The 21,083-nt window shown below is 59.8% G+C and carries 15 protein-coding genes and 2 pseudogenes; 10 read left to right on the forward strand and 7 right to left on the reverse strand.

Translation table 11 applies throughout. The features are described 5' to 3' along the window. Nucleotides 1-22: 22 nt before the first annotated feature. A pseudogene (locus RAK1035_RS08745) lies at nt 23-181 on the forward strand (hypothetical protein); the annotation flags it as partial. A 273-nt stretch (nt 182-454) separates the two neighbouring features. Here the strand turns inward: RAK1035_RS08745 and RAK1035_RS08750 are convergent. The 3 genes from RAK1035_RS08750 to RAK1035_RS08760 are packed head-to-tail and all read right to left on the reverse strand — an operon-like array spanning nt 455 to nt 4,169. After that, entirely contained in the window at nt 455-829 is a 375-nt protein-coding gene (locus RAK1035_RS08750) for a GtrA family protein (protein ID WP_008281718.1), read from the reverse strand. Further along, nucleotides 826-3,063, reverse strand: coding sequence for a hypothetical protein (locus tag RAK1035_RS08755; RefSeq protein WP_008281719.1), 2,238 nt, complete (start codon nt 3,061-3,063; stop codon nt 826-828). Before RAK1035_RS08755 ends, RAK1035_RS08750 begins: the two co-directional genes overlap by 4 nt. Next, on the reverse strand, nt 3,060-4,169 hold the full coding sequence (locus tag RAK1035_RS08760; protein WP_008281720.1) for a glycosyltransferase family 2 protein: 1,110 nt from the start codon (nt 4,167-4,169) through the stop codon (nt 3,060-3,062). Before RAK1035_RS08760 ends, RAK1035_RS08755 begins: the two co-directional genes overlap by 4 nt. 140 nt (nt 4,170-4,309) lie before the next feature. On the opposite strand from RAK1035_RS08760, the gene RAK1035_RS08765 reads away from it, so the two are divergent. After that, entirely contained in the window at nt 4,310-5,200 is an 891-nt protein-coding gene (locus RAK1035_RS08765; RefSeq protein ID WP_008281721.1) for a ChbG/HpnK family deacetylase, read from the forward strand. A gap of 104 nt (nt 5,201-5,304) precedes the next feature. Here RAK1035_RS08765 and RAK1035_RS20500 read toward each other — a convergent pair. Further along, a pseudogene (locus RAK1035_RS20500) lies at nt 5,305-5,424 on the reverse strand (ATP-binding protein); the annotation flags it as partial. A gap of 563 nt (nt 5,425-5,987) precedes the next feature. Further along, nucleotides 5,988-6,905 (reverse strand): LysR family transcriptional regulator, encoded by a 918-nt coding sequence (locus RAK1035_RS08780; protein ID WP_008281723.1) that lies wholly within the window; start codon nt 6,903-6,905, stop codon nt 5,988-5,990. A 112-nt stretch (nt 6,906-7,017) separates the two neighbouring features. On the opposite strand from RAK1035_RS08780, the gene RAK1035_RS08785 reads away from it, so the two are divergent. From RAK1035_RS08785 to RAK1035_RS08800, 4 genes are all read left to right on the forward strand, one after another. Further along, on the forward strand, nt 7,018-8,016 hold the full coding sequence (locus RAK1035_RS08785; RefSeq protein WP_232279219.1) for a TRAP transporter substrate-binding protein: 999 nt from the start codon (nt 7,018-7,020) through the stop codon (nt 8,014-8,016). A gap of 73 nt (nt 8,017-8,089) precedes the next feature. Beyond that, nucleotides 8,090-8,572 (forward strand): TRAP transporter small permease, encoded by a 483-nt coding sequence (locus RAK1035_RS08790; protein ID WP_008281725.1) that lies wholly within the window; start codon nt 8,090-8,092, stop codon nt 8,570-8,572. Then, entirely contained in the window at nt 8,569-9,864 is a 1,296-nt protein-coding gene (locus RAK1035_RS08795; protein ID WP_008281726.1) for a TRAP transporter large permease, read from the forward strand. The genes RAK1035_RS08790 and RAK1035_RS08795 overlap by 4 nt, the downstream gene beginning before the upstream one ends. 4 nt (nt 9,865-9,868) lie before the next feature. Then, complete coding sequence (locus RAK1035_RS08800) at nt 9,869-11,971, forward strand: N,N-dimethylformamidase beta subunit family domain-containing protein (RefSeq protein WP_008281727.1); 2,103 nt, start codon at nt 9,869-9,871, stop codon at nt 11,969-11,971. 200 nt (nt 11,972-12,171) lie between these two features. Here RAK1035_RS08800 and RAK1035_RS08805 read toward each other — a convergent pair whose 3' ends face one another. Next, on the reverse strand, nt 12,172-13,350 hold the full coding sequence (locus tag RAK1035_RS08805) for a Hint domain-containing protein (RefSeq protein WP_162655206.1): 1,179 nt from the start codon (nt 13,348-13,350) through the stop codon (nt 12,172-12,174). Between the two features lie 388 nt (nt 13,351-13,738). Beyond that, nucleotides 13,739-13,948 carry a hypothetical protein gene (locus RAK1035_RS20175; protein WP_157132412.1) on the reverse strand — a complete coding sequence of 70 codons (210 nt, stop codon included), beginning with the start codon at nt 13,946-13,948 and terminating at the stop codon, nt 13,739-13,741. A 252-nt stretch (nt 13,949-14,200) separates the two neighbouring features. On the opposite strand from RAK1035_RS20175, the gene RAK1035_RS08815 reads away from it, so the two are divergent. The 4 genes from RAK1035_RS08815 (at nt 14,201) to RAK1035_RS08830 (ending at nt 20,982) form a co-directional block, all read left to right on the forward strand. Then, nucleotides 14,201-16,108 carry a sensor histidine kinase gene (locus RAK1035_RS08815; protein WP_050775769.1) on the forward strand — a complete coding sequence of 636 codons (1,908 nt, stop codon included), beginning with the start codon at nt 14,201-14,203 and terminating at the stop codon, nt 16,106-16,108. After that, nucleotides 16,105-17,481: a sigma-54-dependent transcriptional regulator gene (locus RAK1035_RS08820; RefSeq protein WP_008281731.1), complete on the forward strand. Its 1,377-nt coding sequence runs from the start codon at nt 16,105-16,107 to the stop codon at nt 17,479-17,481. The genes RAK1035_RS08815 and RAK1035_RS08820 overlap by 4 nt, the downstream gene beginning before the upstream one ends. A gap of 204 nt (nt 17,482-17,685) precedes the next feature. Further along, a complete protein-coding gene (locus RAK1035_RS08825; RefSeq protein WP_037298052.1) occupies nt 17,686-18,660 on the forward strand; it encodes a TAXI family TRAP transporter solute-binding subunit in 975 nt (324 codons plus the stop codon). 96 nt (nt 18,661-18,756) lie between these two features. After that, a complete protein-coding gene (locus tag RAK1035_RS08830; protein ID WP_050775770.1) occupies nt 18,757-20,982 on the forward strand; it encodes a TRAP transporter permease in 2,226 nt (741 codons plus the stop codon). Nucleotides 20,983-21,083 lie beyond the last annotated feature (101 nt).

The raw sequence follows: 21,083 nt of genomic DNA on the forward strand, positions 1-21,083 counted from the left end.
GCTGAAAGACAACCAGACCGCAAAAGCCGCGCGCTTCAGCGATGTGGTCAATATCGGCATCGGCAGCTCCAAACTTGGCCCCGCCATGGCAACGCTTGCTCTTGCACCCTATCACGACGGCCCGCGCTGCCATTTTGTCGCCAACATCGACAGCGTCGACGTTCCGCAGGGTTTGGTGCCTCACGGCCAGCGTCCTGTAAACTCAGGTGAACGACAGCATGCCCGCAATCACATCAAGCCGACACCACGGTGCTGGCGAACCGCTTACGAAAATGCTGCTCCTTGAACGAGAGCATATTGCGTCCTTCGATAGGCGCTGCGGCAGGTGAGAACCATCAATCCTTCAGGATACTCGGATCAAGAACAGACGTTTGCGATCAACCATTCGGTAGCGATGCGCGTTTTGAGTGATCACTAACCCGGATGTCGAAAAGGGCGCTTCATCAGTGCTTTTTCACTCTCTGCCAAAGGTCCAGTTGCGGTTGGCGTTGAACGTCAGGAGGAGCATGACGCCGGTGACGGCGACCTGCGCGGCAATGTAGGGAAGGGACAGCAAGGTGATGAGAGCGTGCATCAGGACGAAGTTCAGGATCATGGCGAAAACCGCGATAGCGAGGAATTTCGGCAGGGCTTTGCGGTGCGGGCTTTGGGCCGCAAACGTGAGACGATAGTTCAGCGCGTAGCTGACAAGAGCCCCAACCGCGGCACCGGCGGCGGAGGCAGGGGCAGGATGCGCGAGGCTGCCTTCAACAAGTGCGAGGAGGGTGAGATAGTGTGCCGCTGTCGCAACTGCGCCGACGCCCGCAAAGCTGAGGAACTGGCGGCTCATGGCGTTCCTTCACCGCCGAGAACGCCGATCAGGGCGGCCTGAAGATTTTCGAGCGCGAGGGGAGAGAATGTAAAGGTCACTTCGTTTTGCCCGACTGAAAGATCGACCGCACGAAAGAGGCCGTCCTGAATCACTAGGGGCACAGGCACACCGTTGGCAGTAGCGGTCCATCCGGGATAGGCGAAATCATGCAGCACCAAGCGGCAAGGAGACGTGCATTCGGCGCTGACCTCTACCACGACATTCGTGTAGCGGGTGATGCGGGGTTGTGGGCCAGGTGTAGCCCCAGCATCGGTGGCGGGCAGGAGAACGGCGCGGGGCTTTGCATCGCGATTTTCATATAGGTAGAAATTCCGGTCAAGATAGGGAATGACGGCGACCTCTTGCAGCGCATCTTGTGGAAGGGTGCCGTCAATCTTTTCCACTGGCTTGCCGGTCATGATATAGCGCAGTCCCAACTGGTCGGCCATCACACTGTCATATGACGTCATAGCTGTTCCGAACCTGCGGTTGGCCGATGCATTGTTCTGGTGCTTGGGTGCTATAAGGCTGTCAAATGCCCTGAGGCGGATAGGGTTATAGCCGAGCAGCGCCTCTATCCCCGCTGCCTGACCGATGTTCTGGGATGAGGCACCAAGGCCTATCGTTTCTACCCGCCACGGTGCGCCGCTCGGGTCGGTTGCTTTCGAGAGCGCTGCGAGGCGCGCGATGTGATCGTAGGCGGCAGGGGTTTCCAGCTGATCGTAAAATTGCGGAAGGCTGGCGTTCAGCCTGATGTTGCTATGGGCCGTGATCAGATCAACGGCGCTAATCAACAGGATTGCTGCGAGGAGGGATCGCTGCAAGGTTCCCCGCACCCGGACCGCCATGATGAGCAATGCGAGGAGAATTGCACTATAGGCAAGGGCGCGTGCGGCGGGCAGACCAAGATCGGCAAGGTGTCCCTGTTTCGCCCCGAGGAGGCCAACAAACACGGCCCCGCTGATGGTCAGGACCAATGCCGCGAGACTGCCGACGGTACTCAGGCGCGACGGCGCACGCAGCATGTCGTTCATCAGCGCCCCTGTCAAAAGCGCCGCTGAGGCCCCGAACAGGAAGAGCGCATCGGCAGGGCGTCGAAAGAGGTCGATCCCCGGCACGGTGTCATAAAGCCATTCAAAGACGGGCGTGTAATGCCCCAGCGCATAGATCAGGAAGAGAATTGCCAGCAGCGTAAAGACCAGCGCCTCACGCCGCCAGAGACGCCCCGCGCCGATCCCGTGCCAGAGGATCAGCACGAGCGCCAGCGCGCCGACATACCCATGAAGCATGCCGCGATGCACGAAGAACTGCCCGCCCCACGCATGGCTCGCCGGGCCCCAATAGGCCCCGGCGCGGTCTAGCGGGCCGAAGATGTCGACCATGAACAGCGTCGCCAGCGCGGCGGGATGCAGGGACTGAAGGCTTGCGCCCTCATAATCGAAGCTGGGCCTGTTGCTGATCTCAGCCAGTTGCAGGAGAAGAAGTATCGGGATCGCCGCGAGGCAAAGCGCTGTGATGCCGCCGAGGATCACCGGCGTCTGATGGCGAAGCGGTACCGTTTGGCCCGATCCCGGCCAGCTTCGGCTGAGCCAGTAGAACCCGAGGAACCACGCCGCAAGATACGCCACGTGATTGCGGTCGATCAGCATCAACCCCAGCGCCACGCCAAAGGCGATGCCTCGCCAGATGCCTCCGTGGGTTAGCACCGCTTCCAGCCTCCAGAGGCAAACTGCGAGCCACATCATGCTGACGGTCATCAGAAGGTGTTCGAGCCGGACGGTTAGCGCGCCTGACAGCATAAAGCAGATGGCGGCAGCAGCGCCCGCCTCAACTCGCCAGCCACGCAGGCGGGCAAAGCCGAGAATGGCGAGGCCCATCACAAGCAGATGCAGAAGGTGAATCGCGTCTACCAGCCGCATAGAGGGGGCAGGACCGGCGAGAACGGCGGGCCAGAAGCTGGGTGTGAAGATCACTGATTGTGGGTCGGCGACCATGGGAAAGCCGCCGAAATGATAGGGGCTCCAGAACGGGCTTTCGCCGCTGTGCCAGGCGAGGGCGAGGAAGCGGACCATGGGGTAGAAATGGTTCTTCGCGTCATGGGGGATGATCTGGCCACCGCCAAGCCAAGGCCAGCAAAACACAAGCCATGCCGTTGCGATGAAGACCGCCGCGAGGCGGTAGCCGCCCTGCGGGAACGGGTCAGGACGGATCAAGAGACGAACGTGTCCAGCCCGCGCGACTGAGCTTTGGACGGGGCGACGACAGACGGTGGCATCTGGAGGGATGTCTGCGGCATGTAGGGACGCTGATCAAAGCCGATCCGCTCCTGCACCAGAAACATCGGGCGTTGCTTTACCTCTGCGAAAATACGGCTGACATATTCGCCCATGATGCCGAGCCCCAGCAACTGAACACCAGAGAGGAAACAGACCGCAACCATCAGCGAGGCATAGCCGGGCACGTCGATTCCGAAGGCGAGCTTTTGCACGAAGATCACTGCACCGTAGAGCGTGGAGGCGAAGGCGAGCAGGAGGCCGATATAGGTCCAGACTTTAAGCGGAAGGGAGCCGAAGGCCGTCAAGGCATCCATTGCGAAGCGGGCCAGCTTTAGCAGCGGCCAGCCAGACTGGCCATGAGCGCGCGGCGCGACATCGAAAGGCACCGCCTTACGCCGAAACCCGACCCAAGCATAAAGCCCCTTTGTGAACCTTCCGCGCTCAGGCAATTGCATCAGAGCATCGACGACCTTGCGGTCGAGGAGGATGAAATCGCCCGCCCCCTCCATCAGTTTGACATCGCAGATCAGACCAAAGACACGATAGAAGCTACGCGCCAGAAAACGGCGCATCCAGCTTTCATCCTGGCGAGAGTTGCGTTTGGCATAGACAATGTCGGCACCAAGGCTCCATTCTTTTATCATCGCGTCGATGGTCTCGGGCGGGTGTTGAAGATCGACGTCAATCTGGATCACGAGATCGCCTATGGCATGGGACAGACCTGCATTCAGCGCCGCTTCCTTGCCGAAATTCCGGCTGAGGCGGATCAGCTTGATACGGGCATCCAGTGCACACTGCTCCGCCACGCACACCGGTGTCTTATCGGCGCTGCCATCATCAACGAAAATGATTTCGCATGCAGCGCGCGTTCTTTCGAGACAGGGAAGCAGGCGGTCGAGAAAGGCACGGATATTCCCCGCTTCATTATAGGCTGGCACGACGACAGAGAGTGACGCGGCACTGCGTGCGCTGCCGTTCTGGATGGCGGGTGTTGTATCGATCAGGGGGATGTCCTGTTCGAATACAAACTCGTTGTCGTTCATAATATTCCCCCCGACATAACCAGACGAAGCCCGATATCAGAACGTTTATATGCATAATGGAGTGAAGGGTTTATAGGGTAACTTCACTTCAGCGGATCACAAGTCAGTGTCCAAAGGTGTTCGGTGTTAAGGCAGGTATCATGGACAAGATTATTGAAACACCGATGACCTGGGGCGGGCGCATTCATCTTTGTGCTGATGATTTCGGGTTGAACGCGGCGGTCGATGAAGGGATTCTGGACCTCGTGCACCTTGGTCGGCTGACGGCAGTCAGCTGCATGGCGGGGGGAGTGGAAATTACGCGCGACATCCCCCGGTTATTGGCTGCGGTCAGCGATGCGCCCCGGCCCGTTCAGATCGGGCTCCACGTGACTTTGACTGAGTATACCACGTTGGGGCCGATCCGCGGCCTTGCGCCTGAGTGCGCCCTGCCGGGGATTGGGAGGGTGATGAGGCAGGCATATTTGCGCCGATTGGATGTGCCCGCTATCCGGATGGAGATTGACCGGCAGATGGCCTGCCTTTCTGCGCTGATGGGCCGGGTGCCCGATTTCGTGGATGGCCATCAACATGTGCATCTTCTTCCGGGAATACGCGATGCGGTGGCGGCAAGCTGGAAGGACTGGAACGTGCGGCCGGGCTGGGTCCGGTATTGCGGCGCGCCGGAGCGAGACCTCGCCCAGCTGCCGTCGGCCCAGTTCAAATCCCGCGTGCTAAGCCTGATGAGCCGTGCCGCCGCGCCCTCGCATGATGAAGCCGGCATGGTGACGAATCCGCGCTTTTTCGGCGTGACGGAGTTCTCGCCAGAGGTGCCTTTTGGCCCCCGGATGCGCCGTTGGCTGTCGCTAGCGAACAGCGGCGAGAGCGGCGCGCTCATCATGTGCCATCCGGGACGGGCATCAGTGCCTGCAGCAGGCGATCCGCCTGACCCGATCCATCTCCATCGCCCACAGGAGCTTGCCTATCTCGCGTCCGAAGCTTTCTTGACGGATCTTGCCGAGACAGGTGTTGCGACGCGATTTGGTCTCTGAGAGGCGGCGCGAAAACTGTGTTTGCCATGTTTGTGGAGTGTCACTGAGCGCTGACCCGGCATTTTCATCCAGATCTGAGCCACCTAGTCGTAATGATCTTCTGATTATGATGGCGTCAATGCTGTTGCCTCCTTTCGCTTTTTCTTTGCTGTTTCGGTGCTGGCCTTGAAGCGGTAGCTGCTAATTCCTGTCTCGAAGATGTGGCAGCGATGGGTGAGATGCTCGGAGGGGCCGATATCGGGTCTTTCGTATCCATCCTAGTCTCAGGACCCGTCTACACTGCTATGCTCATTCTGCGTCCGGAGCCTGCGTATCTTTTTGGGCCAAATGGTGCAGTCTTCGGAATGTCGCACGGCGCGGGCGAAAAAGCGTTTCCGCCCGCTGTTCAGGCTGAAGGTTGAGGTCTGGCGAGGTCTTGAAGCAAGCGCGCTCGGGTAACGCCCGCCCGAGCGCCAAGCCTGTGGCGGTCTGCAACATCGCCCTTTGCTCTAGGGCTCACTCTCAGTTCGCAGACCCGCTGGATCATCGCCAAAAACATGATTGAGATCGACAAACACAGACAGGAGTTGCGAGTATGATCATCAAACGACTTCAACAGCGTCTGTCGCAAAGTTTCAGTCAAGTTGAGATCAGGCTTACGCTGGACATAATCATGCTGCGCGATGGACGACCTGCTGGAATGCGATCATGTCTTTGTTCTTGAATTGCCCTTTGCGGGTCATGTTGGCGTCTTTATCCCGGCGAGAGTGGCAGAGGCCGAATAGCCGGCTTTCGCAAGCCTCTTCTTCTATTTAAGCCGCTGAGCGCCTTGAAGTCTGTGACTATCCGACTGCTCAAGGAAATCAACAAAGTGTTGGGTCGGGAGGCGCAGGTTTTCAGATGCCCAGACGGCCTCCGTGACCATGACGTCGTCGATGTCAGAGATCGGCAAGGGCACCAAGCCGCCAGTGGCGAAGTCGTAGATGCTTTCGGTCAAGATGGTGATGCCCATTCCGCAGGACACAAGACCAAGAATTCCAACCGAGTTGAAAGCCTCCTGCACGATGCGCGGCTGAAAGCCAGCCTTGCGGCAATGCGGAAAGAGATAGTCGTAAAAATGCGCCCAGGCCTCGGTCGGCCCATGCACGAAATCCTCATCAGCCAGATCGGCCAGCTCAACAGAGGAACGCGATGCCAGGCGATGGCCTTCGGGCACGATGCAGATCGGACGGTCGGTCTGCACGACGCGGCTTCGAAATCCTGGTTGCCGCACCGGCCCGGTAACAAATCCAATATCGAGCTTGTCGTCCCTCAACTGCTGAAGTTGTGCAGCAGTAACCCCGTGATGCGGGCGCACGGTGATGCCGGGGTGCCTTTGATGAAACTGCTTGAGCAATTCGGGCAGCGCATCGGCGATCGCGAAATCAGTATAGCCCACCCGCAGCGCACCGGCCTCGCCGATGCTGACCCGGCGCGTCAGATCGATGGTGGCCTCCACTCCGTTTAGCACGCGCTGACCGCCCTCGCGAAAGGCGCGGCCCGCATCGGTCAGGCGCACGAAGTTCTGTGAACGGTCGAACAACGTAACCTGCAACTCCGCCTCAAGGTGCTGGATCGTCCGGGTGAGGGCAGGTTGCGATATGTGAAGATGTTCCGAGGCGCGTCGGAAATTCAAGTCCTCAGCAAGGACCAGAAAATAGCGGATATGGCGCAGACCGATTTTCATGATACCTTTTATGCATCAGAAACTAATCAATTGATATTATACTTGCAGGCCTAGCCCGGCTACCGTGATTGGATAACAAAAACAAAAATTCCACATGCAACCGGGAGCGATCATGTCACATTCACCCTTTCAGATCTTCGCCGGGCCACTTGCGGCCCTGACCGTCGTCGCGGGCACGGCCTCGGCGCAAGACGTCACCATCAATCTCGGCTATGCGGCCTCCGAGACCAGCACCTATGCCGTGCTCGCCGACAAGTTCGAGGAGCTGGTTGAGGAATATACCGAAGGCAGCGTTGACGTTAAGGTGCGCTGCTGCGGCCAACTCATGGGCGAGGACGAGGCATTCAAGGCGATGCAGCTTGGAACCGTGGATATGTTCGTTATCACCGGTAACAACATCTCGCCGCATTTTCCGCTGATGGACGCGTTCGTTCTGCCCTACATCTTTCAAAACAAGGAGCATGCTTACCGCGTGCTCGAAGGTGAGGTGGGGCGCGATTTCGCAGCGCAGCTTCAGGCCGCGACAAACGTGCATCTGCTGACCTACGGTTTTGTTGGGGATCGCGATTTCTACAATTCCAGAAGTCCAATCGCCTCGGTCGAGGACATGGCGGGGCTCAAGGTGCGTGTCCCCAAGAACCAGGTGATGATCGACACCTACGAGGAATTTGGCGCGGCACCCATTCCGCTGCCTTGGGCCGACACGCCAACTGCGCTTCAGACCGGCACGGTGGAAGGGGCGGATAACGGCACCTCATTCATCAAATCGCAGAAGTTCTACGAGATCATGCCCTATTTCACGGTTCTGGAGCATTTCACCTATTTCTCGCCGCTCTTTGCCAGCGACCGCGTGATGAACAAGCTCGATGAGGCGCAGCGCGACGCAGTGATGCGGGCGGCCGCCGAGGCGGGTGTTTATCACCGCAAGGAAATGGCAGCGCAGACCGACGAAATCCGCGCCTTCCTGACGGGCGAGGGCGGCATGGAAACAACCAACGTCGACCGCTCTGGCTTTATCGAGGCGGGACTGCGCGTGCAGGATCGCTATGCCGCCGACAAAGGGGATGACTTCATTGCCCTTGTGAATGCTATCCGCGCGGAAGCCGAGTAACTCATTCTGAACCACCGCACGGGGGGCAGCGCTACCCCGTGCCATTTTACACCTTCAAGGCGGAGGCGGGGCCATGCTGTCCAAGCTAGACAGGTATTTCGAAGAGGTGATTTGCACGATCTGCCTGACGGTTGTGGTGGGGTCTGTCCTGCTTCAGGTCATCTTGCGCTACTTCTTTTCGACCGCCGCCGCCTGGGCCGAGGAAACCGCGGTCTACGGCATGATCTTCGCGGTCTATCTCGGGGCCACGATGGCGGTCCGCGAACGCGCGCATATCCGCATCACCCTGTTGGTTAGCCGCCTGCCGCGCGCCTTGCAGGTAGGGGCCGTGGTACTGGCCGATGCGCTCTGGGCCGGCTTCGTGATTTTCATGATCGTGCAGACCACGATCTATACCCAGCTTTTGTTCAACGTCACCTACATGACCCCCGGTTTGGGGATCGAGCAGCGATGGGTGCAGATGATCATCCCGATGGCGTTCGGCCTCATGCTTTTTCGTATCCTGCAAGTTTATTGGCGGTGGGGGCGTGACGGCTGGAAGGATCTGCCGCTATGAATGGCCCCCTTGTCATGGCTGCGGCCTTCGTCTTTGCGATGGCGATCGGCGTGCCCATTCCCTTCGCCGCCGGGCTGGCCACGGTCGCAGGCCTGCTGATCGCGGACATTCCCCTCACCCTGATGGCGCAGGCGGCCTGGACAGCGTTCGAGCCGTTTCCGCTGGTGACCATCCCGCTCTTCATCCTTGCGGGACAGTTGATGGAACAGGGCGGCATGTCGGAAAAGCTGGTCACCATCGCAAAGCGCCTTGTGGGCGCCTACAAGGGCGGCATGGGGCTGGTGACGGTGGTGGCCTGCATGTTCTTCGCCGCGCTCTCGGGGTCGGGTCCCGCGACCACCGCCGCTATCGGCTCGATCACAATCCCCGCAATGCAGAAAGAGGGTTACCGTTCGCGCTTTGCCGGGGCCATCGCCGCCTCGGCGGGTGCGCTTGGCAGCATGATCCCGCCCTCCAACCTCCTGATCATCTTTGCGTTGGTCACCGATGTTTCCATTCCGCGCCTCTTTCTGGCGGGGATCCTGCCGGGTCTTATCCTGGGGCTGATGCTGATGGTCGTGGTTTTCGTCATCTCGTGGAAGAATGGCTATGGCGGCACCGAAGAGCGGTTTCGCTGGGGTCCGCTGCTCTGGGCGTTATGGGATGGCAAATGGGCGGTTTTCGCACCGATCCTGATCCTTGGTGGCATCTATGCCGGTATCTTCACCCCGTCCGAGGCGGCGGCAGTGGCAGTCGCCTATGGTCTCTTTGTCGGGCTTTTCGTCTACAAGGGCCTGACATGGGTCAAGCTGCTGCACGCGTTCAAGTTCACCGCCATCGTCATAGGCACGGTGCTGTTTATCCTCGGCTCCACCAAGGCGTTCGGCCAGTTGGTGACGATCTTCGACATTCCCAGCGATATCCTCACGCTGTTTCAGGGGCTGATCGCCTATCCGTGGCTGATCATGCTGTTCATCGGGATCTTCTACATCCTCGTCGGCATGTGGCTGGAAAGCATTCCGCAGATCATCATCTTCACCGCCGTGTTCTTTCCGCTGGTGACCAGCCTCGGCATCGACCCGGTGGTGTTCGGCATCTTCACCGTAATGACCTGCGAGATCGGCTTTCTGACACCGCCCATTGGCGTCAATCTCTTCGTCGCAGCTCGGATCGGCAAAATCTCGATCGAAGATATATCTGTCGGAGTGCTGCCGCTGCTCATTCCATACATACTGATGATCCTGATACTCGTCTTTTTCTCGGATTGGGTGACCTGGCTTCCCAATCTCGTCTACGGCCCGCAACTGAGGTAAGCGCATGAATGAAGTCCCCCTAACCGGCTATACCGACCGTCTCTCGGCGCGGCCGGGCGAAGAGATCGCCTTCAAGGTCTCGTCGACCAGTGGTGGCCGCTATCGCGCATGGCTGGCCCGGTCGACCTGCGCCGATCCGAACCCAGATGGCATGGGCATCACCGAAGAGGATGCCAGCGCGTGGTTCGCACCGCGCGACCTGCCCGCCCGGCATCAGCCGTTCTTTCCCGGCTCCTACGGCCTGAGCGACGCGGCCATCACGCTGCCCGCTCAGGGCAACGTCACTCTGTCCGCCACGATCCAACCCACGCACCTCAATGGAGGCGATCAGGCGGTTCTGTCCTGCGGTCCACTGACAATGGGGCTCAATGCAGAGGGCTGCGTTTTCGTAGCGGCGGGTGCGGCACGGGTCACGTCACCGGTGCCGCTGCCGACGCATCGCTGGGCGCAGCTCGAGGTACGGCTGACGGAGGGGCGTGCCACACTTGTCCAGACAGTTCTGGGGCATCACAGCTGCGAGACGCATGAGGCAAGCGGTGCGCTGCCGCGCGCCGCGATCACGGCCCCTGTCGTTCTTGCCGCAGGTTGGGCTGATACCCGGGCGACGACTTTTTTCAACGGCAAGATCGAGGGCCCGACCATCACAGGCCCAGACGGGCTGATCGCGGTCTGGGATCTGGCCACGGCGATTCCGTCTGCCCGCGTGCCCGCGCTGACCGGACCGGCCTTGTCGCTAGTCAACTTTCCCACCCGTGCGATGACCGGCTCGCAATGGGACGCCTCCGAGATGTGCTGGCGGCACAAGCCCGAACATTACGGTGCGATCCATTTCCACGAGGACGATATCTATGATTTCGGCTGGCAGACCGATTTCACCCTGACCGTCCCTGAGGGCATGCCCTCGGGCGTCTATATCATGTATATCGAGGGCGATCATGGCAGCGACGCCTTACCGTTCTATATCTGTCCACCTAAGGGCATACGGCGCGCCGATCTCTGCGTGTTGATCCCGACCTTCACCTATGTGGTCTACGGCAACCATGCCCGGCCCGATTACGACCCGGCATGGCAGAGCCGTATGCGCGACTGGGGTGCCTATCCGCATAATCCGGCGGAATATCGCGAGTATGGCCTGTCGACCTACAACACCCATTCCGACGGGTCGGGCATTTGCCACGCCTCGCATCGGCGGCCGCTCTTCAATCTGCGGCCCGGATTTCTGACCTTCGGCGCGACGGGATGCTCTGGACTGCGGCATTTCGCGGCCGACAGCCACCTGATCAGCTGGCTGCATGCCAAGGGCCTAGAGTATGATATCGTTACAGATCACGAGTTGCATGCCGAAGGGGCTGAGGTTCTGGCGGGGTACAAGGCCGTTACCACCACCACCCACCCCGAATACCACACTGCCGAGACGCTGGACGCGCTGCGTGATTACCGCGATTCCGGCGGCAATCTGCTCTATCTGGGGGGCAACGGATTCTACTGGCGCATCGCGCGGCATACAGAGAATGACAGCCTTCTCGAAATCCGCCGGGCCGAGGACGGTATCCGCGCATGGGCCGCGGAACCGGGCGAGTATTACAACGCCTTCGATGGCACCTATGGCGGTCTTTGGCGGCGCAGTGGGCGGGCACCGCAGGCCCTCGTCGGGATCGGCTTTGCCGCGCAAGGCGAGTTTTACGGCGCACCTTATCAGCGGATGTGCTTTGATCCGAAGTTTGACTGGCTCTTCGAGGGGGTGACCGAGGATCTCTTTGGCGATTACGGGTTCAGTGGCAATGGCGCGGCGGGGTTTGAGCTTGACCATGTCGACCATCGCATCGGCTCGCCGCTGGACCACGTTTTGCTGGCACGCTCCGCAGGCGACAATCAGGCCTTCATGCTGGTCCCCGAAGAGCAGCTTACCCACCTGACCAACCTGACCGGTGGGTCCGAGGAAGACGCCAAACACGCAGATCTGATCTATTTCGACCTGCCAAAAGGTGGATCGGTCTTTTCGGTCGGGTCGATCACCTTTTGCGGCAGCTTGCCATGGAACGGCTTCGACAATGATGTCTCGCGCCTGTTGGACAATTTCCTGCGCTGTAAACTGGGGCAGCAGTAAACCCGAGTTATCCGTGTTCAAGAAGGCTCGGTGATTAAAGCCATTCAAGCGGCGACTAACTCTTGATCATCGGTTTAAGAGCCGCCCCTCCGGACGGCTTCTTGCGTGATCCCGGCGTGTGAACAATAGGTCATCACCGAATAGTAGACACTATCGAAGCATCATGTCGCTGCCGCGTATGGCCTGAGCGCCACAGGCGTTCAAGCCGCGCAGCGCGTATTCAGACGAGAGGTTTCAGGACTATCGGCTGTGACGTGGTTGATACCCAGAAGGGCACGCAATGACGGTGGCATTAGGCGGCGTGCCGTAATGCGCGGCAACGCCATTTCCCGTATCAGCCTGTCGCCGCCGTACATGGCGAGGTACTCTGCGTGGTTGTCAAACGCATCTCGTCCAGTGTAGTCAACGAAGCTCTCTGTCGGAAGACCCTCCGCGAGAATGACATCGTGTTCGTCAATCTCAATGTGATAAACGGTATAGCTATTCTCTAACTCGGTTAGGGGAACGGTGACGATAGTCGTTCCATTGACCAGAACGCCTGCATTCACCAACACGCCGTCGATCACCACAGCATGATCAGCCGTCAAAGTTAAGTCTGCGATGGGCAACCCTTCGCCAAGTGCGCCCGCCATGATCCGAACTGGCAGGGCATCGGGACGGCCAAATTTCGTGGACAAGGTCTGTCTGGCCAACCAGACAATTGGAACAATACGACCGGAGGCCGTCATGATCTGATCACCGACGGCGAGCTCTTCTATTGCCTTCATGCCTGACGGTGTCGCGATCCGAGAGCCTGCAAAAAAGCAATTCGGCTCTCCGGGGCTCGGCGTTTGGGTCTCAAAGGTATCTTCACCATCCGTCACGCGCGCAATGCTTTGATCCGCGCCTGCGGCTGTGACGACGTCAATGCCAACCTGATTGGCTGGATTTAATCCTGCAGCGATGATGTCGTCGCCCAGAAATGCATTCCCACCGTTCTCTTGCAAGACGATGAAATCGCCCTCGGGGTTTGCCAGGAACAAATTGACATCGGCGCTCTGGTTCATTGCGATGTCGGCAACTGCGCCTTGGCCAGTGATGTTCGACGGCATGGTCGCAGTGAGGCTGCCGTTGTTGGAGACTATCGTGTAGGTCTCTCCGGCTGCGAGGGTGGTTCCTCCCGGCACGGTGTGGGCCAACTGAGACACAAGCCCGTTATTGATATGGAAATATTGATACCCACTGATGTCGATCGAGGACGCGCTGGTGTTCACTAACTCGACATAGGCCTCGACCCCGCCATTCGCTTGACCATCGCCGTTGTAATCCGTCGTGAATGAAATCGAATGCCACTCGTTGAACGCAATACCACCGTCAAGAACATTGCTCGTGATCGCCATAAAGACCTCCAACATCTGTCAATTTAATTTGTGAAACAGCGTGCAGAGTCTTTGACAATAACACAACCGCTTATTGTGATTTCAAATCAAGGTTGCGGATACTTGGATAAAATGATCCCAGTCAGCACTGCCTTTTCGATCGGGTCAGCGCGCTGTGCAGATTGATTAGGCACCCAGTTTTAGATGATGTTTCAGCGGCTTATGCAAATGGCCACTTTTAGGCGACCCGCCAATCTTACGGCATGGCCAAATAGGCGAAGTTGGTGTCTTTGACATTGCTGATGATTTTGGCAGGGCACCAACTATTGAGGAAAATGTCCGTCGCCAAATGAAATGGGACATCAGACGGGTTTGAGCATGTGAGGTTCAGGTCCGTTTGTGTGATTGATTATGCGGCTTGTATTTGATGTTCCAAGCGGCGTTGGCGGATGGTCTGGGTTTTGAAATTTTCCCTCTCATGCAGGATGGATTTCTCGCGGACAAAGTCGACGTCGACGGGTGTGACGTTGTTTGGCATCACGTGATTGCGCTGGCCCTCTTTCTCTCTCCAAACCGTCGTTTTGAGTTGGGCGAAGGTGCCCTTCAAACGCTCTTCCAAGCCGGTGGTACACCAGCCGAACACGCGCTACCGGTCAGCGGGCTTGAACTGACCCGGCACTGGCAGTTGGCGCGGGCCTATGACGGACAGATTGTGCTGTGGCAATCTTGGCGGCGGCGTACCGGGGCCAAGGCGCTGTGGCGGTCAACACTCCGCTCTCACACGGTCATGCTTTCCTGCTTAAGACGGTCGCCCGGCCCTCAGAGGGCGCGCAAGGCCTAAGATCCTCCAGGTGACAGGACGGATTGCCGCATGGCCGGACGTGGTGATACATATCTCTGTATGGTGCAAGGTATCGCTCAGGCCGCACAGATGCGGCGGCATTCGGGTTTTCTGGTCTGGCTTGTGCTTGGCCTGATCGTTCTGTGGGGCGGAGGTGCCTTGGTGCATGCACAGGCCACCCGCGTCTTTCTGAACGAGGCCGCAGGGCGCGCCGAGGGAACGCTACAGCTTGCGACGACAGCGCTGGATGGGTATCTGGAGCGGTTCGAGAGGTTGCCGCCATTGCTGGCCCGGCAACAGCCCATTCTTGATCTGGCCGAAGCCCCCGATGATCCGGCGCGGGTCGACGCCGCCAATCGTTTCTTACGCGATGTAACCGGCGTTCTGGGCGCATCGGACATCTATTTCATGGATACCACCGGCCTGACACGCGCCGCCAGCAACTTTGATTTGCCGCGCAGCTTTGTTGGCGGCAATTTCGCATTCCGCCCCTATTTCAGCGATGCCGTGGCCTCTGGCGCTGGCAGTTTTTATGCGCTGGGAACAACGTCGCGCAAGCGGGGCTATTACTTTGGCGCGCCTGTTCGCAATGGTGACACATTGCTGGGGGTGGTCGCCCTCAAGATCGACGTGGAAAGTGTCGAGGCCGCGTGGTCTGGCGCGGATTACCATGTGATTGTGACCGATCCCAAAGGTGTCGTCTTTTTGTCCAGCAACCCGGCCTGGCGTTTTGGCATGACACGGCCCCTGACCTCTGAGGGGCAGGATCTGCTTGAAACCACGCGCCGCTATGCAGATTCACCCCTCTTCGACATCCCGCTGCGCGCGCAGACCACCGCACAGGGCCATGTCCTATGGGAAATATCCCTGTCCACTCTGCCCGGCGCGCAGGGGCAGGGCGAGTATCTTCTGGCCTCTGCCGCGATGCCCGAGGCGGATTGGACACTGACCGTCATGCAAAACACCGCGCCTGCAAGGGCCCAGGCCCTGACCTTCACGGCGGGTGCGGTTCTGGCGCTGGCGCTGATCGGGATGATGGTTGCGGTCGTGCGGCAACGCCGCGCGCGATTGCGCGACCTGCTGGTGATGCAGGCGACGGCCAAGGTTCAGCTTGAGGCGCGGGTTGCCGAACGCACCCGCGAACTGGCTGATGTGAACGAGGCCCTTGGGGCCGAGGTTGCCGAAAGACGTCTGGTCGAGGTCAATCTGCGCCGCGCGCAGGATGATCTGGTGCAGGCGGCCAAGCTGGCGGCGTTGGGCCAGATGTCTGCAGCCCTTGGCCATGAGGTGAACCAACCTTTGGGCGCGCTGCGCAACTATGCCGAAAACGCCGTGGCGCTGTTGACCCGTGATCGCAAAGCCGAGACGCAGACCGCGCTGGAGCGTATTCTGGACATGGCGGACCGCATCAGCGCCATCGCCCGACGGCTGCATACTTTTGGCCGCAGGCCGGGGCAGCAATTGGGCGCGGTCGACGTCACCGAAGCGATCGAGGCGGCGCAGGAAATCGCAGGTCCGCGGCTGCGTCAGGTCGGGGCCACGCTGAGCGTGGACATTGCGCCCGGCCTGTCATTGGTGCGGGCGGGGCCGGTGCGGCTGCAACAGGTGCTGGTCAATCTGTTGACCAATGCCGCCGACGCGGTCGCCGACCGCGCCGAGCGGCGCATTCTGCTGACCGCCCGCGACGAGGCCGAAGCCGTCGTTCTGCGGGTCGAAGACAGTGGCACAGGCGTGCCGCCCGATATCGCGCTGCGTATCTTTGATCCTTTCTTCTCGACCAAGGGCGTGGGCAATGGCCTTGGGCTGGGTCTGTCCATCACCTACAACATCATCAAGGATTTTGACGGCGCCATTGCCTTGGTGCCCGGCACACTTGGCGGCGCGGCCTTTGAGGTGCGGTTGATGTCGGCCCCCAAACAGGACCTTGCTGCAGAATGAGCCTTCCCGTTTTCATCCCGCGCGTGCTTATCGTCGACGATGATGCAGACCTGCGGGCCTCGACCGTGCAGGCGCTGGAAATTGCGGGCGCTGCGGTTCAGGATCTGTCCTCGGCAGAACGCGCGCTGGATTTCATCAGCTTTGGCTTTCCCGGCGTGGTGCTAAGCGACATCCGCATGCCCGGCATGGACGGGCTGACACTGATGAGCCGCATCCACGAGATCGACCGCGAGATTCCGGTGATCCTGATGACCGGGCATGGCGATGTGCAACTCGCTGTGCGCGCGATGCGCGAAGGGGCGCATGACTTCATCGAGAAACCTTTTTCCGCAAGTCAGATGACCGAACTGGTTGCCCGTGCCCTCAGCTTCCGCCGCTTGGTGCTGGAAAACCGGGTGTTGCGCGCGGCGGTAGGGCAGGCCGATGATCTGGAGCAGCGGCTGATCGGGCGCTCGAACGCGATGATCGACCTGCGCCGCCGCATCCGCACCATTGGCCCCGCCGAAACCGATGTGCTAATCGTGGGTGAAACCGGGGCGGGCAAGGAAGTGGTCGCGCGCGCGCTGCATGATCTGTCGCCACGGGCGCGGCGGCCTTTTGTCGTCATCGACTGCGCAGCGATCCCGGCCCCCCTGATTGAAAGCGAATTGTTCGGCCATGAACAGGGTGCCTTTGCCGGGGCGATGCGGGCCCGGACGGGCAAGTTTGAACACGCATCGGGCGGAACCGTGCTGCTTGACGACATTGCCGCCTTGCCGCCCCCACTTCAGGGCAAACTGCTGCGCGTGGTCGAGGATCGCGTCGTCACCCGCCTTGGCTCGAACGAGGCGTATACGCTCGATATCCGTATCATCGCCACGGCACGCGTGCCCCTGATCGGCGAAGTTGATGCGGGCCGTTTTCGCGCCGACCTTCTCTATCGTCTGAATGTCGTGACGCTGGACGTGCCCCCCTTGGCCGACCGGCGCGAGGATATCGCGCTGTTATTCCTGCGTCTCTTGGCAGAAGCTGCGGCCCGTCACAGGGTTGATACCGTACCAGAGGTTCCGCCCGCCCTTTTGGCCAACATTGCCGCCCGCGAATGGCCCGGTAACGTGCGCGAGCTGCGCAACGCAGCCGATCGCTTCGCGCTGGGTTTGGGCCTGCAAACCGATGACGAGAAAACACCCGCGCCGCAGCGCCTTGCCGACCGCGTCGCAGCCTTCGAACGGCGCGAGATCGAGGCGGTACTGGCAGCCAATGGTGGCTCCCTCAAACCCGTCTACGAGGCTCTTGGGCTTAGTCGGAAGTCGCTTTACGAAAAAATCCAGAAACTTGGAATCGACAAAACAGCCTTCATTCTGGATGCCGAGGGGCGGGATCAGGACGGATAGGCGGATTTCGTAACGCTTTTTTGGTCCAATGTCCCCTTTTACACCCATCACGCCAATTTGAGGCCCGTTATCTGCGCGGCCTCCTTTGAAATAGGTTGATGACTTTCGGAAAACCGCTTTATTGCTGCTAACCCCGCCATGAAGCAACGGCGGCGGTGCAAAAGCAAGACAACGATCACCTTGTTGAACTCTGGGAGGAGTCACATGCCATTACGTACTCTCGCGGCCCTGACGGCCGCGGCAACCATCGCATTCGGTGCAGCAGCAGGCGCACAGGATCGTTCCGATTGGCCCAATAGCATGACCATCGGCACCGCCAGCCAAGGCGGCACCTACTTCGTCTATGGCAACGGCTTTGCCAGCTATATCGCTGAAACGCTCGGCGTTGCTGCAACAGGCGAAGTGACCGGCGGCCCGGTGCAGAACGTGACACTGGTGGAAACCGGCGACCACCTGATGGGTCTGGTGACTATGGGCCCCGCCTATGATGCATGGAACGGCAAATCGGAATTGGCCCCCGGTCTGGAGCATAAGTCGATCCGCGCGCTTTTCCCGATGTATCAGACCCCGTTTCAGGTTATCGCGCTGAAATCCTCGGGGATCAACTCGGTCTCCGATCTGGCAGGCAAGCGCGTGTCGGTTGGTCCGGCAGGCGGCACACCCGGCACCTATTGGCCGTTGTTCATGCAAGCCCTCGACGTGGAAGCGACTATATCCAACGCTGGCGCATCTGACGCCGCAGGCCAGTTGCAGGATGGTCTGATCGACGCCTTCGCCTTTGCCGCAGGCATGCCGATTTCGGCTTTTGCCGAACTGGCCGCGAGCCAGGATGTGGTGATGTTCGGCCTGAGCGAGGAAGAACTGCCCAAGGTTCTGGCCGCCTATCCGGCGATGGCCCCCCTGACGATCCCGGCGGGCACCTATGCCGGTCATGATTATGACCAGCCCACCGTCGCCCTGTGGAACTTTGCCATCGCGCATCAAGACATGCCCGAAAGCCTGGCCTATGAGATCACCAAGCTCGCCATGGGCAATTCTGACCGCATGATCCAGATTCACGCCGCAGCAAAAGAAACGCTGAGCGAGAACTGGGACAAGAACACCTTCATGCCCTTCCACCCCGGTGCTGTACGCTATTTCGAGGAGATCGGGATCACCATTCCCGACACCCTGCGCTAAGCCGACAGTTTTAGAACGGGCGGCGGCCCGCAAGGGCCGCCAATTTTCGTCCGGGCCCCCGCTATGGGTTGGACCTCTTGCCAGAGGCAATTTTTCATGACGACGCAAACAGAAAAGGCGCAGCAGGACACGGCTGCTCAGAACCAAGCCAGCATTGCCGATGGGGTGGATGCGGAAATCTACACATCCAATCAACGCAAGCCCGTCGGTCTTGCTGCAAAGATCGCGGTGATTCTCTGTATCGCCTATACCCTGTTCCATGTGGGTGTGATGAACGGCCTGCATGACCGATTAACAGACTTGCTTGGCATCGGTTCGGTCGACCTGACAGAGCCTTGGCGATATCGTCTGATCCATGTCGGTGGCGGGCTTGCGCTTGGCTTCCTGCTGTTTTCGTCGACCCTGTTCTCGGAGGAACGGAGCGGCACCGCAGACCCGCGCCGCCTTCTGGCTGTGTTGCCGGGTGCCGCCCTTGTTGCGCTGGCCTTTGGTCAGGCCGCGCTGTTCTGGACCACCGGCATGGCCGTCGATCAGGCGGCCGCCGCCAATGCCTATTCCATGACTTTTGGCCTGCCCTTGGTTGTTGGCACGTTCTGGCTGATTGTGGTGGGTTGGTTCTGGCCCGACCGCCGACGCGCAACCTTTGATATCGCTGATTTGTTTCTGGCACTGGCCGCCATCACGGTGGCGATGTATCTGATCTATCACGCCCCCTTCTTGCGTCTGCGCGGCGGCACGGCGCTGGCAAAATCGGCCGACATGTATGCAGCCCTTGCGGGGACTGTGCTGATCCTTGAACTGGCGCGGCGTCTGGCAGGCCTAGCCCTTGTCATCATCGCGTCGATCTTCGTGCTCTATGCCTTTGTCGGGCCATGGCTGCCGGGTATTCTGGAGCATCGCGGTTATTCGATGACCCGTTTCTTCAGCTATGTGTATACAGATCAGGGTATCCTAGGGCCAACAACTGCGATTTCCTCGACCTATATCATCCTCTTCGTGGCCTTCGCCGCCTTTCTTCAAGCCAGCCGCGTGGGCGAGTATTTCGTGAACTTCGCCTTTGCCGTGGCTGGTGGTGCGCGCGGTGGTCCGGCCAAGGTGGCAGTCTTCTCTTCGGGTCTGATGGGGATGATCAATGGAACCTCGGCGGGCAACGTGGTGGCCACCGGCTCGCTGACGATCCCCCTGATGAAGCGGGTCGGCTACAAGCCGCAAACCGCCGCCAGCGTCGAGGCTGCCGCCTCTTCGGGTGGGCAGATTCTGCCGCCGATCATGGGCGCAGGGGCCTTTATCATGTCCGAAATCACGGGCATCCCCTATGCAGAGATCGTGACCGCAGCCATCATCCCGGCGATGCTCTACTTCGCCTCGATCTACTTTAACGTCGATCTAGCGGCGCAAAAGTTCGGGATGAAGGGCTTGCCCCGCTCGGAGCTGCCGCGCTTTGACAAGCTGGCCCGCCAAGCCTTTTTGTTCCTGCCGATCTTCATCCTGATCGGGGCGCTGTTCATGGGCTATTCCGTGATCCGTGCAGGAACCTTGGGGATGGCCTCGGCCGCAGTGGTGAGCTGGCTAACCCCCTATCCGATGGGCCCGCGCCAGATCCTCTTTGCCTTCGAGATCGCAGCCAAGATGACGCTGCAACTCGTGGCTGTCTGTGCCGCAGCAGGGGTGATAGTGGGTGTGATCGCCTTGACGGGGATCGGCACGCGCTTTTCTTCGATGCTGCTGGGGCTGGCCGACCAGAACCAAGCAATCGCGCTATTCTTTGCCATGATCGTGTCGATTATTCTCGGGATGGGCATGCCGACCACTGCGGCCTATGCGGTGGCGGCGAGCGTGATCGGGCCGGGTCTGGTGCAACTGGGCATCCCGCCCCTGACCGCGCATTTCTTCATCTTCTACTATGCGGTCATGTCCGCGATCACCCCGCCCGTGGCCCTTGCCGCCTATGCCGGGGCCGCGATTGCACAGTCTGATCCGATGAAAACCAGCGTGGAAAGCTTCCGCATCGGGCTTGCCGCCTTTGTGGTGCCGTTCATGTTCTTCTCGTCGCCCGCATTGCTCATGGAGGGCAGCTGGTTCGAGATTATCCATGTCGTCATCTCGGCCTTGTTCGGGATCTACCTGCTGTCCTCGGCGGTGCAGGGTTGGTTCTTTGGTCTGCTTTCGATGCCGCTGCGCGCCGTCCTGCTGATCGCTGCGCTGTCGATGATCGCCCAAGGGTGGTTCACTGACGCCATCGGCCTGAGCGTGGCCATCGGTGTCTGGCTGGTGCAAAAACGGTTTGTTGATCCTAACAAGGTGATCCGCGGCGCCGACTGATCACCGCCACATGAATGCAGGGAAAGGCCGGTCCAGATGGACCGGCCTTTTCTGTCGCGCCCCCAAGCTGTTGTGCATTCCCGTCGACACGGTGCAGTAAA

It is taken from the genome of Roseovarius sp. AK1035, assembly GCF_003288315.1.
In the GTDB taxonomy this organism is placed as follows: domain Bacteria; phylum Pseudomonadota; class Alphaproteobacteria; order Rhodobacterales; family Rhodobacteraceae; genus Roseovarius; species Roseovarius mucosus_A.

What these genes read in the sequence shown, in the direction of transcription:
- RAK1035_RS08750 (WP_008281718.1), bottom strand. Translation starts at nt 829, where the DNA reads ATGAGCCGCCAGTTCCTCAGCTTTGCGGGCGTCGGCGCAGTTGCGACA.
- RAK1035_RS08825 (WP_037298052.1), top strand. Translation starts at nt 17,686, where the DNA reads ATGCCATTACGTACTCTCGCGGCCCTGACGGCCGCGGCAACCATCGCA.
- RAK1035_RS08760 (WP_008281720.1), bottom strand. Translation starts at nt 4,169, where the DNA reads ATGAACGACAACGAGTTTGTATTCGAACAGGACATCCCCCTGATCGAT.
- RAK1035_RS08790 (WP_008281725.1), top strand. Translation starts at nt 8,090, where the DNA reads ATGCTGTCCAAGCTAGACAGGTATTTCGAAGAGGTGATTTGCACGATC.
- RAK1035_RS08765 (WP_008281721.1), top strand. Translation starts at nt 4,310, where the DNA reads ATGGACAAGATTATTGAAACACCGATGACCTGGGGCGGGCGCATTCAT.
- RAK1035_RS08815 (WP_050775769.1), top strand. Translation starts at nt 14,201, where the DNA reads ATGGCCGGACGTGGTGATACATATCTCTGTATGGTGCAAGGTATCGCT.
- RAK1035_RS08780 (WP_008281723.1), bottom strand. Translation starts at nt 6,905, where the DNA reads ATGAAAATCGGTCTGCGCCATATCCGCTATTTTCTGGTCCTTGCTGAG.
- RAK1035_RS08805 (WP_162655206.1), bottom strand. Translation starts at nt 13,350, where the DNA reads ATGGCGATCACGAGCAATGTTCTTGACGGTGGTATTGCGTTCAACGAG.
- RAK1035_RS08795 (WP_008281726.1), top strand. Translation starts at nt 8,569, where the DNA reads ATGAATGGCCCCCTTGTCATGGCTGCGGCCTTCGTCTTTGCGATGGCG.
- RAK1035_RS08820 (WP_008281731.1), top strand. Translation starts at nt 16,105, where the DNA reads ATGAGCCTTCCCGTTTTCATCCCGCGCGTGCTTATCGTCGACGATGAT.
- RAK1035_RS08830 (WP_050775770.1), top strand. Translation starts at nt 18,757, where the DNA reads ATGACGACGCAAACAGAAAAGGCGCAGCAGGACACGGCTGCTCAGAAC.
- RAK1035_RS08800 (WP_008281727.1), top strand. Translation starts at nt 9,869, where the DNA reads ATGAATGAAGTCCCCCTAACCGGCTATACCGACCGTCTCTCGGCGCGG.
- RAK1035_RS08785 (WP_232279219.1), top strand. Translation starts at nt 7,018, where the DNA reads ATGTCACATTCACCCTTTCAGATCTTCGCCGGGCCACTTGCGGCCCTG.